The 13036-nt window shown below is 29.8% G+C and carries 13 protein-coding genes; 10 read left to right on the forward strand and 3 right to left on the reverse strand.

What is annotated here, in order from left to right; genetic code table 11:
• The 7 genes from AB1Z17_RS10200 to AB1Z17_RS10230 form a co-directional block, all read left to right on the forward strand.
• The coding region (locus AB1Z17_RS10200; RefSeq protein ID WP_368051699.1) for a hypothetical protein at nt 1-286 on the forward strand (286 nt) is incomplete at its 5' end.
• Nucleotides 287-288: 2 nt separating this feature from the next.
• A complete protein-coding gene (locus tag AB1Z17_RS10205; protein ID WP_368051700.1) occupies nt 289-1293 on the forward strand; it encodes a VWA domain-containing protein in 1005 nt (334 codons plus the stop codon).
• A gap of 39 nt (nt 1294-1332) precedes the next feature.
• A complete protein-coding gene (locus AB1Z17_RS10210) occupies nt 1333-1698 on the forward strand; it encodes a four helix bundle protein (RefSeq protein WP_368051701.1) in 366 nt (121 codons plus the stop codon).
• 37 nt (nt 1699-1735) lie between these two features.
• Nucleotides 1736-2785: a VWA domain-containing protein gene (locus AB1Z17_RS10215; protein WP_368051702.1), complete on the forward strand. Its 1050-nt coding sequence runs from the start codon at nt 1736-1738 to the stop codon at nt 2783-2785.
• On the forward strand, nt 2775-3581 hold the full coding sequence (locus tag AB1Z17_RS10220) for a tetratricopeptide repeat protein (RefSeq protein WP_368051703.1): 807 nt from the start codon (nt 2775-2777) through the stop codon (nt 3579-3581). The genes AB1Z17_RS10215 and AB1Z17_RS10220 overlap by 11 nt, the downstream gene beginning before the upstream one ends.
• Before the next feature lie 96 nt (nt 3582-3677).
• Entirely contained in the window at nt 3678-5447 is a 1770-nt protein-coding gene (locus AB1Z17_RS10225; RefSeq protein WP_368051704.1) for a BatD family protein, read from the forward strand.
• Between the two features lies 1 nt (nt 5448).
• On the forward strand, nt 5449-6201 hold the full coding sequence (locus AB1Z17_RS10230) for a tetratricopeptide repeat protein (RefSeq protein ID WP_368051705.1): 753 nt from the start codon (nt 5449-5451) through the stop codon (nt 6199-6201).
• 11 nt (nt 6202-6212) lie between these two features.
• Here AB1Z17_RS10230 and glmS read toward each other — a convergent pair whose 3' ends face one another.
• From glmS to AB1Z17_RS10245, 3 genes are read right to left on the reverse strand one after another with little or no spacing between them, the layout of a single operon-like run.
• Nucleotides 6213-8066, reverse strand: a complete 1854-nt coding sequence (gene glmS, locus AB1Z17_RS10235) for a glutamine--fructose-6-phosphate transaminase (isomerizing) (RefSeq protein ID WP_368051706.1) — start codon at nt 8064-8066, stop codon at nt 6213-6215.
• A gap of 14 nt (nt 8067-8080) precedes the next feature.
• On the reverse strand, nt 8081-9613 hold the full coding sequence (locus AB1Z17_RS10240) for a DUF4270 domain-containing protein (protein ID WP_368051707.1): 1533 nt from the start codon (nt 9611-9613) through the stop codon (nt 8081-8083).
• A 29-nt stretch (nt 9614-9642) separates the two neighbouring features.
• Nucleotides 9643-10449, reverse strand: a complete 807-nt coding sequence (locus AB1Z17_RS10245; RefSeq protein ID WP_368051708.1) for a glycogen/starch synthase — start codon at nt 10447-10449, stop codon at nt 9643-9645.
• A 108-nt stretch (nt 10450-10557) separates the two neighbouring features.
• Between AB1Z17_RS10245 and panC the strand changes: the two genes are divergently transcribed.
• From panC to AB1Z17_RS10260, 3 genes are read left to right on the forward strand one after another with little or no spacing between them, the layout of a single operon-like run.
• Nucleotides 10558-11397 (forward strand): pantoate--beta-alanine ligase, encoded by an 840-nt coding sequence (gene panC, locus AB1Z17_RS10250; protein WP_368051709.1) that lies wholly within the window; start codon nt 10558-10560, stop codon nt 11395-11397.
• Nucleotides 11398-11435: 38 nt separating this feature from the next.
• Nucleotides 11436-11786: an aspartate 1-decarboxylase gene (panD, locus tag AB1Z17_RS10255; RefSeq protein WP_134248198.1), complete on the forward strand. Its 351-nt coding sequence runs from the start codon at nt 11436-11438 to the stop codon at nt 11784-11786.
• 2 nt (nt 11787-11788) lie between these two features.
• Nucleotides 11789-12766 carry a lysylphosphatidylglycerol synthase transmembrane domain-containing protein gene (locus AB1Z17_RS10260; RefSeq protein WP_368051710.1) on the forward strand — a complete coding sequence of 326 codons (978 nt, stop codon included), beginning with the start codon at nt 11789-11791 and terminating at the stop codon, nt 12764-12766.
• Nucleotides 12767-13036: the final 270 nt, after the last annotated feature.

Genomic DNA, 13036 nt, shown 5'->3' on the forward strand with positions numbered 1-13036 from the left:
AGGTATTAACGGAGCACTTAATGGAATGGAAAAACAATTAAGCACCAGATTTACCAACATTAAAAAAGAAACTATTAAAATTGATGGAATCAAGGGAAAAAAAGCATCAGTAGAATATAAACGATTAAATGAAGCAACCCAATTACAAGAAGATTACAAATTAACAATGTTGTTTTTTGCCGATACAAAAGGAATGCGGCAAGTATATGTTTCTTCTTTATGGAGCGATGATTCAGCTGAAAGTGTAGTGAATAGAATTATTAAATCAGTATCCTTAAAACAATAAGTATGTTTCAGAATTTTGAATTTTTACATCCACAGTTTTTATGGTTATTAGTTTTAATACCAATACTCGCTATTTGGCTTTTTCTAGTTAGAAAAAAAGAGAGTGCAACATTAACAATTTCAAGTTTAAAAGGTTTTGAAGTAAAACCTTCAACGCTATCAAAATTAAAACCGTTTTTACATGTTTTAAGACTTGTAGCACTAACATTATTAATAGTTGCTTTAGCACGTCCAAGAAATGTCTCAGTAAGTAAAAGAACTAAAACTAACAAAGGGATAGACATTGTTATGGCAATTGATGTTTCCGCAAGTATGTTGGCCCGCGATTTAAAACCAAACAGATTAGAAGCATTAAAAAAAGTGGCTACAGAATTTGTAAATCAGCGTCCTAATGATAGAATTGGAATTGTTGTGTATGCAGGTGAAAGTTTTACACAAACACCTATTACAAGCGATAAAAGAATAGTAAGAAACACTATTTCAGATATAAAATGGGGACAATTAGATGGCGGAACAGCTATTGGAATGGGATTGGGTTCTGCGGTAAATAGATTAAAGGAAAGTAAAGCAAAAAGTAAGGTTATAATTTTACTAACAGATGGTGTAAATAATACAGGTTTTGTAGATCCGAAAACGGCCACAGAATTAGCTGTTGGATTAGGAATAAAAGTATATACTATTGGTTTAGGAACCAACGGAACAGCCTCGTTTCCGTATGCAAAAGACCCAAGAACAGGAAAATTATTATTTAGAAGTTCTCCTGTAGAAATTGATGAAGAATTATTGCAATATATAGCAAAAGAAACTGAAGGACGGTATTTTAGAGCAACAGATAACACAAAATTAAAAGCTATTTATGAAGAAATAAATAAGCTTGAAAAAACAGAAATTGAAGAATTTAAATATTATAATTATCAGGAAAAATATAGATTTTTAGTGCTCTTGGCAGGATTCTTAATTTTAATAGAAGTTTTATTAAAAAACACACTATTTAAAAGTTTTATATAAATTAGTTTATAGGTTTATTAGTTGAAAAGTGTAAAAGTTATGAAGTATGAATTTTCATTTGAAAAATTAGAAGTTTGGAAATGTTCAGTTGATTTATCAAAAACAATATATCAATTAACAACTAATTTTCCAGAAAATGAAAAATTTGGATTGGTAAGTCAGTTGAGAAGAGCATCAGTTTCAATTGCATCTAATTTAGCAGAAGGAACTTCAAGACAAACCAATAAAGATAAAGCTCATTTTACAACAATGGCTTATAGTTCTTTAATGGAAGTTTTAAATCAATTAATTATATCAAAAGAACTAAATCTTATTTCTGAAGAAAATTATGATAAACTAAGAGTTGAAGTAGGTAAAATATCGAGATTGTTAAATGCTTTACGAAAAGTACAAATTAGACCATAAGCCATTAAACTATTCAACCTTTAAACTATAAAAGATAATGTATCAAATAGAAGAACCATCATATTTTATGTACTTAGCAATTATTCCAGTAATATTTGTACTGTTTTTGTTGGTGCTTTGGTGGAAAAAAAGAACCCAAAAACACTTTGCAGATAAAAAACTTTTTGAAAAACTAAGTCCCGAAAAATCTAGTTTTAAATCATTTTTAAAAATTACTGTTATTTGTTTAGGATTCGCTTTTCTAGTACTGTCTTTAACAAACCCAAAAATGGGAACAAAATTAGAAACAGTTAAAAGAGAAGGTGTAGATATAGTTTTTGCATTAGATGTTTCTAAAAGTATGTTAGCGGAAGATATTGCGCCAAGCCGTTTAGATAAAGCGAAACAAATTATAACCAGAGTAATAGAAAATTTGGGAAGCGATAGAATTGGTATTATTATTTATGCAGGTAATTCTTATCCGTTATTACCAATTACAACAGACCATGCAGCAGCAAAAATGTTTTTGCAAAATGCAGATCCAAATATGGTTTCAAGTCAGGGAACTGCAATAAACGACGCTATAGAACTCGGGATAACGTATTTTGATAATGATGAACAAACCAACCGATTTTTATTTATAGTTTCAGACGGTGAAGACCATGAAGAAAACACAATTTCTTTAGCAAAAGACGCAACAAAACAAGGTATTAAAATTTATACTGTTGGAGTTGGAACAGAAAAAGGAGCGCCAATTCCAATAAAAAATAATGGAGCTGTTGTTAGCTATAAAAAAGACAATAAAGGTGAAGTTGTTATTACTAAAATGGTTGAAACTATTTTAAAAGATATTGCAGATGAAGGAAATGGAAAATACATAAGCGGAAACAAAACGCTAGAAACCATAGATACTATTGAAGATATATTATTAAAAGCTGAAAAAAGCGAATTTGAAACAAAGAAATTCGCAGATTTTAAAGACCAATTCCAGTGGTTTTTAGGTATTGGACTATTATTTCTTATAATAGATGTATTATTGCTGGAAAAGAAAACAACCTGGATACAAAAATTAAATTTATTTAATCAAACTGAAAAGAATGAAGAATAGATTCGTACTTATATTGTTATGTTTTACAAGCTTGGTTTTTTCTCAACAGAAAAATCCCGAACAGCTAGAGCGTGAAGCACGAGAAGATGTTAGAGAAGGAAACAAATTATACAATCAATTAAAATTTGATGAAGCAGAAGTTGCTTATAAAAAAGCACTTTCTAAAAATCCAAATTATCCAAAAGCTTCTTATAATTTAGGAAATGCAATTTATCAGCAAAATAGAAATAAAGAAGCCGTTGCTCAATTCGAATTGGTTGAAAAAACAGCAACTGATAAAATGAGTAAAGCAGAAACCTATCATAATATGGGAAATGCTTTTATGAACGAAAAGCAATACGATAAAGCTGTTGCAGCTTATAAAAATGCTATGAGAAATAACTCTAAAGACGATGAAACACGTTATAATTTAGCTCTAGCCCAAAAATTATTAGAAGAGCAGCAAAATAAGGATAACAAAGATAATAAGGATAATAAAGATAACCAGGATAACCAGGATAATAAAGACGACAAAAACAAAGATAAAGAAGGGGGAGACGACGAAAAGAAAGACGATAATAAAGACGAAAAAGACAAAGGAGAAGATAAAGAAGATGATAAAGGAGATCCAAAAAAGAATGATGAAAAGAAAGATGAAAAGAAAAAACAAGATCAAAAACCACGTCCAAATCAATTAACACCTGAGCAAATGAAACAGTTGTTAGAAGCCATGAATAATGAAGAAAATAAAACTCAGAAAAAATTAAATGCTGAAAAAGCAAAAGGAAAAAAAGTTAAACAAGAAAAAGACTGGTAATTAAAATGAAACCTCTAATGCTAAACTTTATTAGAATATAGAGTTTATTGGCTAAGATGTTTCATCTGACCAAAAAATGACAATAAATATTAACAGATGAAATTATTAAAGTTTTACATAGTAACTATTTTAATATTTACCTCGCAGGTTTTATTTGCTCAAATAGAGCTTAAAACAACTGTTAGTAAAGATAAATTAGGTGTAAATCAAAGATTTAGAATTGTTTTTACAGTAAATAAGCAAGGTGCCGATAATTTTAAAGCCCCACCATTTACCAATTTTAAAGTGGTTGGTGGTCCAAGTTCATCAGTAAATCAATCTTGGATAAATGGAAAAGCTAGTTATGCACAATCTTATATTTATATTCTTGAACCAAAAAAAGAAGGTGAATTTTTAATTGCACCAGCTGAAATAGAATATAATGATCAGATTGTAAAATCCAATGCAATTAAAATTACGGTTGTTGATGCAGTAGAAATTCCTAAAGATCCAAATAATCCGGAATTTATTGCGCAACAAAACATACATTTGGTAGCTGAGGTTTCAAATTTAAATCCTTATGTTGGTGAAGGAATTTATGTTGTTTACAAACTTTTTGTCAGTGAAAATATTAGTGTAAACGATTGGCGTGTAAGTGAATCTCCACAATATAATGGTTTCTGGAACCAGGATATTGAGGTAAAGGATATCAATGTTAAAAAAGGTAAATACAATGGGGAAGATTACAGATACATTGTTTTAAAACGTGCTGTTTTAATTCCGCAAAGAGATGGAAAATTAAAAATTGAACCTATAAAAATGGATTTCTCTGTTGGTATTCCAACAGGAAGGGGCGATTTTTTTGGTAATATGATTACTAAAAACATTAACTACGCAACAGCATCTGCCATTAGAACTGTAAACGTTAAACAATTGCCAGAACAAGGTAAACCAATAGATTTTGCCGGTGCTGTAGGAGAATTTGACTTTGAGATTAAAGCAAATAAAAACGTACTAAAAGCAAATGATGCTGCACAATTAACAGTAAAAGTTTCAGGAAAAGGGAATTTAAAATTATTTGAAATTCCTAAAATAGTTACACCTGCAGAATTAGAAGTATATACTCCTGAACATAAAGAACAAGTAACAACATCTTTAACAGGGCTGCGTGGAACTATTTCAGATATTTACACGGTTGTACCTCAATACAAAGGAAAATACAAAATACCAGAAGTAGCATTTTCTTACTTTAATCCAACAGAAGAAAAATATATAACTATTACTGCTCCTGCAACAATTGTAGATGTAACCGAAGGTAAAGAATTGCCATCAGCAGGCAATAATAACGCAGCTACAACACCAAAGCAACATGTGGTCGCAACAGGTAATAATTTTAGATTTATTGCCTTAGATGCAGATTTAGAGCCTAAAATTAAATCGGAGTTTTTAAATTCAGACTTATTTTATTTATTGTTGTTTCTACCGTTTTTAGCAATTCCAATTGCAATCATAATCGGAAAAAAACGCGCACAACGCGCAGGTGATGTTTTTGGAAATAAAATTAGAAAAGCAGATAGATTGGCGAAAAAATATTTATCTGAAGCTAAAAAACAACTAGGAAATCAAGAGCCATTTTATATAGCACTTGAAAAAGCATTGCATAATTTTCTGAAAGCAAAATTACACGTAGAAACTTCTGAAATTTCCAAAGAAAGAATTTCAGAAATATTAACAAAAAAGAACGTTAATGATACAACTATTAAACAGTTTGTAGAAGTATTAAACGATTGCGATTTTGCACGTTATACACCTACAACAAATGTAATGATGGAACGGGAATTTGAAAAAGCAAAAGAAGTAATAACCAATATAGATAAGCAATTATAATATGAAAAAGGTAATTAGCATACTGTTGATATTATTTAGCGCACTTACGTATTCGCAAGAAGTAAATAAATTATTCGCTGAAGGAAATACGTTTTATAAAGAAGAAAATTATAGCAGAGCCGTTGGCGTTTATTTGGCAATTGAAGAACAAGGAATGGAAAGCGACGATTTGTATTTTAACATTGCAAATTGTTATTATAAAATGAATAAAGTTGCACCTGCAATTTATTATTATGAAAAAGCCTTAAAAGTAAATCCTGCAAATGCAGATGCTAGTGCAAATTTGGCGTTTGCAAAAAGAATGACTATTGATGTTATTGAAGAATTACCAAAAACTTTTCTGCAGCGATTTTCTGCAAATATAATTCAACAATTACCTTTTGATACATGGGCAATTATAGCAGTAATGGCTTCATTTTTAGCTTCTTTATTGTTTTTATTGTATTATTTTTCAACTTCATCAACAAAGAAATTATTTTATTTTAACACCAGTATTTTTGCTGTTTTTGTTTTAATAGTAACCGTATTTTTTGCCTTTAATAACTATAAAACGGTTCAAAAAAATAAGATTGCAATTATTTTCTCTCCAAAAGTTGAAATAATGAATGCACCTTCTACTAGTAGCGATGAAATTTTTGAATTACACGAAGGCACTAAAGTTGTTGTTTTAGACGTACTAGATAATTGGAAAAAAATTAAAATAGCCGATGGTAAAACTGGCTGGATTTATGCTAATGCTTTAAAAGAAATTTAGGTTTAGTAAAATTATTCTACAGTTACAGACTTCGCTAAATTACGAGGCTGATCTACATTACAATTTCGCATTACTGCAATATAATAAGACAATAATTGTAAAGGAATTGTGGTTAATAACGGCGTAAATGCTTCTTCAGTCTCTGGAATTTCAATTACGTGATCTGCAATTTCTTTTACAACAGTATCTCCTTTGGTAACAATAGCAATAATTTTTCCTTTTCTAGATTTAATTTCTTGAATATTGCTTACAACTTTATCGTAATGTCCTTTTTTAGTAGCAATTACAATTACAGGCATAGAAGCATCAATTAAAGCAATAGGGCCGTGTTTCATTTCAGCTGCTGGATAGCCTTCAGCGTGAATATAAGAGATTTCTTTTAGTTTTAAAGCACCTTCTAAGGCAACAGGAAAGTTAAATCCTCTACCTAAATATAAACAGTTTGGCGCATCTTTATAAATAGCGGCTATTTTTTCAATTTCAGCATTAATTTTTAATACTTCTGTTACTTTTGAAGGTATTATTTTTAATTCTTGTAGGAAATTATTAAACTTAGCATTAGAAAGTTCTCCTTTTAAATTACCTAATTTTAGAGCTATTAATGAAAGCACAGTTATTTGTGTGGTAAATGCTTTTGTAGAAGCTACACCAATTTCTGGACCTGCGTGTGTATAAGCCCCAGAATCTGTTTCTCTGGCAATTGAAGAACCTACAACATTACAAATTCCAAAAACAAAAGCACCATTTGCTTTTGCCAATTTAATAGCAGCCAAGGTATCTGCGGTTTCTCCAGATTGAGAAATAGCGATTACAATATCATCTTTATTTATTATTGGATTTCTATATCTAAATTCTGATGCGTATTCAACTTCAACAGGAATTCTAGCAAATTCTTCAATTAGATATTCTCCAACCAAACCAGCGTGCCAAGACGTTCCACAAGCAACTATAATAATACGTTTTGCGCTTAAAAACTTAGTAATGTTGTTATCTACACTACCCATTTTAATAATGCCTTTATCTGCTAAAAGTCGCCCTCTATAGGTGTCCAAAATTGCATGTGGTTGCTCATGAATCTCTTTTAACATGAAATGATCGTAACCACCTTTTTCTATTTGTTCTAAATTAAGTTTTAACTCTTGAATATATGGTTCAACAAAAGAATCATCGTTAATTTTTCGAACTCTAATATTTTTACCAAGCTTAATTATAGCTAATTCTTCATCATCTAAATAAATGGCATCTTTTGTATATTCAATAAATGGAGAAGCGTCAGATGCTATAAAAAATTCTTTATTATTTTCTCCAATTCCAATTGCAAGAGGACTTCCTAATTTTGCAACTATAATTTCGTCTGGTTTATTAATATCATACACAGCAATTGCATAGGCGCCAACTACATTTGTAAGTGCCAACTGAACAGCTTTACCTAATTTACAGTTATTTTTTAGTTGAACTTCTTCAATTAAATTGATTAAAACTTCGGTATCGGTGTCACTTTTAAATGTGTAACCCCTTTTTATAAGTTCTTTTTTAATGGTATCGTAGTTTTCGATAATACCATTGTGCACAATTACTAAGTTTCCTGAATTTGATAGATGTGGATGTGAATTTTCTGTATTTGGAATTCCGTGAGTTGCCCAACGTGTATGTCCTAATGCTAAATTTCCTGTAATGTCGTTTTTAGTAGCAATTTTTTTTAATTGAGCTACTTTACCTTTTGTTTTAAAGAGTTTTAGCTTTTCTTTTTCTGAAGTTAAAACAATTCCAGCACTATCATAACCTCTGTATTCTAATCTCTGTAAACCATTTATAACTATTGGATATGCCTCTCTAAAACCTAAGTATCCAGTAATTCCACACATAAAAAGTTAAAATTTTAATTATTTAATTTAGTATAAGATACTTCTAGCTTCACCCTTTTATCTCCAGCACTCATATTTTGATTGTATAAAACAACTCCTTTCGGATTCCAACTATAGTTTTTTAATGTAACATCTGTAATACTTGTTGGTGTATCAGAAGAATTATAAACTTTAATTCCAAGTTTCACTAAATCAATAGGTTCATCAGATTTTAATAATTCAGAAATATAATCGGTTACTTTAAATACATATTTGTAAGGATTTCCATCATCATCTCTTTCTAAAGTACCTCCTACTGCTAAAATACCTTCAGAAGTTACATCTAAAATTTGTTCATTTTCATCGTAATTATAAACAAAGAGTTGTTCTGGAATTATATTTGAAGAAGCATTTTGATCTACAAAAAGCGTTAAACTTGCATCAGTAATTAACCAATTGTTAGCTCTAAGATCTGCTAAATTTTCATTCGAAAACAATTCAACAGTTGCAATAGAACCTGCGGCTCCTTGAACATATAATCTATCGTCTCCAGAAAATTTAGAATTTGTATAATCTCTTTCTAAAACATTTGATTTAATAGATCCGAAAGCAAAATTATAAACGTGTTTTGTTCTAACACCTTGCTCGCCATTAGTTCCGTTACCGTTTAAATCTTGTACATCGGTTTCATCTTGAGTTTTAGAATAATAGATAACCATTTTTGCAGTTGCCATATTTAATGACAATAGATGTGCTTTTTCACTCATTAATTCCGAAGCCTCAATGTATAAACCTCTAAAATAACGACTAAAATTATCGCTATTTAAAAATTCTGAATTTGAAGGATTTTCAACAAAAAGTTGGTGTATTAATGTTTCATTTAAAGGAAGTTTAATTGAAGGACTTAAATTATCATTTTTAATAGTATCAATATCATAAACCGTTAAGCCATCATTCAAATATCTTTTAATATATGTTACTGTATCACTCGGATTTACTTTAAAATCTCCTGAAAACAATGGAACATCTCCCTTTTGAAATTCTTTATTGGAATAATAGATAGCTTGTTTTGAAGGATCGTTTGGATCTAGTGTATTTAAAAACGTTTTTAATTCAAAAATATTTAATTTAAATGGAACGTCTTCATTTCCAAATACAGAATCTATAGAAAATTTTGGTTTTCCATCTGCATAATCCTCAATTCTTGTAGCTTGGTAAGGTATGTGGATAAGTACCGAATCTATTGCAGCATTTTCTCCATAACCTGAAACATAAGATTCACCAATTGTTGGTAAAGTAAGTTGCGTTACAATAGAAGCTTTTAATTTTCCAAATTCTTCATCGGCATAAACTCCTAATAAATATTGTGGTAATATATTTGCAGGGATGCGTTCAATATTTTCATTTTCGGTTATAACTTCTGATGTAAATTTATTAGTGTTAAAGGTATCATTATCAATTAGACTTACTCCAACACTCTCAATTTCTTTTTCACATGAAATAAGTGAAAAAATCACCATAGAAAATACTGCTAAGTATTTAAATGTACTTACAACTTTTGTTGTCATATTATAAATTACTATTTATTAGGTTTAAACTATAGAACGTTGTTACTATAAAATTCTGTATATTTATTTTCAAATTCTTCTGGCGGAAAGTACTCTAATACAGGTTTATTACTTGTTTTTAAAGATTCTAATAACTCATCTGGAAGTTCTTCGCTACCTTTAATAAGAGCATCAGAATTTTCAATTGCATTAATTAAAATATTTGTATAGTTTGGTTTTGTGAGAGTCTTGAGTTTTGAATCGTCTATACCGTCGAATTTAATTTTATCACTAAAATTGTCATTTAACGAACCTTCAAATCCATTATTATAAAGTGATGTTACAATTTTACTGTCTGTAAATAAAGGATCATTTTTATAATATTCTTTAATATATAAAGGTAAAAGTGACGCCATCCAGCCATGAACATGTATAATATCTGGAGCCCAGTTTAATTTTTTAACTGTTTCAACAACGCCTTTTGCAAAAAATATGGCGCGCTCATCATTGTCTTTAAACAGTTCATTATCTTCGTCTGTAAACAATGCCTTACGTTTAAAATATTCATCGTTATCTATAAAATAAACTTGCATTCTTTCTTTTGGAATAGAAGCAACTTTAATAATTAAAGGCATATCCATATCATTAATCACTAAATTCATTCCAGATAGGCGAATAACTTCGTGTAATTGATGTCTTCTTTCATTAATTAATCCATAGCGAGGCATAAAAATTCGTGTTTGTCCTCCTTGTCCATGTATCATTTTTGCAACTTCAAATGAAGTTGTAGATAATTCGTTTTCAGGTAAATAAGGTACAACTTCCGATGAAACAACCAATACTCTCTTATCTTTCATAATCCAACCTTTTATTTTAAAGATTATGCAAAATTACGAAAATTTATGTAGATTTTGACTTGAAAAATGTAAGTTTGCACGCTTTTAACGTTTATTAACAAATAGACTATGTTAGTTTTTGCTAAAATAAAATCGGTACAAGAAAAAATTAAGTCGTTAAAAAAAGCAACCACTATTGGTTTTGTACCAACCATGGGTGCGCTTCATAAAGGCCATTTATCTCTTATAGAAAGGGCTAAAAAAGAAAATGATATTGTTGTAGTAAGCGTTTTTGTTAATCCAACTCAGTTTGATAAGCAAGAAGATTTAATAAATTACCCTAAAACAATTGATAAGGATCTTTCGCTTTTAAAATCTGTATTTTGCGATATTGTTTTTGCTCCTTCAGCCAATGAAATATATGCAAATAACATTGCATCTCAAGCCTTTAATTTTGAGGGCTTAGAGCATCAAATGGAAGGGAAGTTTAGAAATGGACATTTTAATGGTGTTGGAACTATAGTAAAACGTTTGTTTGAAATTGTAAAACCAACAAAAGCGTATTTTGGTGAAAAAGATTTTCAACAGCTACAAATAATTAGAAATATGGTGAAAAACCATAAAATGGATGTAAAAATTGTAGGCTGTGATATTTTTAGAGAAGAAGATGGATTGGCAATGAGTTCTAGAAATGCCAGACTGACAGCATCGCATAGAAATGCAGCACCGTTTATCTACAAAACGCTAAAAAACGCTAAAATTAAGTTTGGCACAGAAAATGCTTTAGAAGTTATAGACTGGGTTGAAAATGAATTTAAAAAGCAACCTCTTTTAGAGCTAGAATATTTTGATATTGCAGATGAAGAAACCCTTCAAACAATAAAAAATAAGAATCCCAAGCAAAAATACAGAGCTTTTATAGCGGTATTTGCAGGAGAAATACGACTTATTGATAATATAAGTTTATAAATATGAATACATTAACACAAAATTATTAATTTTGCATTATGCAAATAGAAGTAGTAAAATCAAAAATTCATCGAGTTAAGGTTACTGGAGCCGATTTACAATATATTGGCAGTATCACAATTGATGAGGATTTAATGGATGCATCTAACATTATTCAAGGAGAAAAAGTTCAAATTGTGAATATTAACAATGGTGAACGTCTTGAAACGTATGCAATTCCTGGTCCTAGAAAAAGTGGAGAAATTACATTAAATGGCCCTGCCGCTAGAAAAGTAGCCAAAGGAGACATCATCATCATAATTTCTTATGGGATATTAGATTTTGAAAAAGCAAAATCATTTAAACCTACGTTAATTTTCCCAAATGAAAACGATAACTCGTTAACATAAACTTGAATAGAAAAATTAAAAAAACACTATTTTTAATACTCCCAATACTTTTGGGAGTATTTTTAATTTGGTACTCTTTATCAAAATTATCACCTTCAGATGTAGCATCTATTAAGACTTCTTTTGAAACTGCTAATTATTGGTGGGTTTTAGTGTCTTTAATTTTTGGAATATTAAGTCATTTATCACGTGCTTACCGTTGGCAATTTTTATTAGAACCCCTAGGATATAAACCAAGGTTTGCTAATAGTATTATGTCGGTTTTAATAGCTTATTTGTTAAATTTATTTATTCCAAGATCTGGTGAATTTGCACGTGCTGCAAGTGTAAAAAAGTATGAAAACATTCCTTTTGAAAAAGCCTTTGGAACTATTGTAGCTGAAAGAGTTGCAGATGCAATTATATTATTAGCTATAATTGGTGTTGCATTTTTTTATCAAACAGAATTAATAAGCAGTTATATTTTTAAGGAAGATGCTTCCGGGAGTATTTATTCCAAAATTTTTGTTTTTGTTGTATTACCATTAATTGGATTTTTCAGCTATCGTTTTTTGAAAAAATCTAGAAATGTTTTTATTGTAAAAGTAATAACTTTTATACACGGCTTAATTGATGGGGCTAAAAGTATTTTTACAATGAAAAAGAAATGGAAATTTATTGCACATACAATTTTTATTTGGGGAATGTATGTACTTATGTTTTATGCAGTAACTTTTGCGTTGCCAGAAACTACAAATTTATCTTTTGCTGCAATAATTGTTGGTTTTGTTGTAGGTGGTTTAAGTATGGCATTAACAAATGGAGGTCTAGGAACGTACCCGCTGTTAGTTGCTGGAGCCTTGGTGTTATATAAAATAGAACCTAACCCTGCATTGGCTTTTGGTTGGATAATGTGGACAGCCCAAACGCTAATGGTAATTTTATTTGGAAGCTTGTCGCTAATATTAATTCCGATATATAATAAATATCAGAAAAAATAGGTATTTCTTTATATATACTCAAAACACATAGATTTTCGGATTTTTTACGCTTTCTTTTTTCCTTTATATGCGCTAAAATTTTAAACCATAGCTACGGCAATGTTTGAAAATTAAGTCTTGGTAAAGAAAAAAATAAATTTGCCAAATTACCCGAAAACCTAAATGCGTTGAGTATATTTACTTTTTCAATTTAAATAAAAATGGCTAAAGTAAAAACTTCTTTTTTCTGTCAGAATTGTGGCACGCAATACGCAAAATGGTTAGGACAAT

The sequence above is a fragment of the Lutibacter sp. genome (assembly GCF_040883305.1).
In the GTDB taxonomy this organism is placed as follows: Bacteria; Bacteroidota; Bacteroidia; order Flavobacteriales; family Flavobacteriaceae; genus Lutibacter.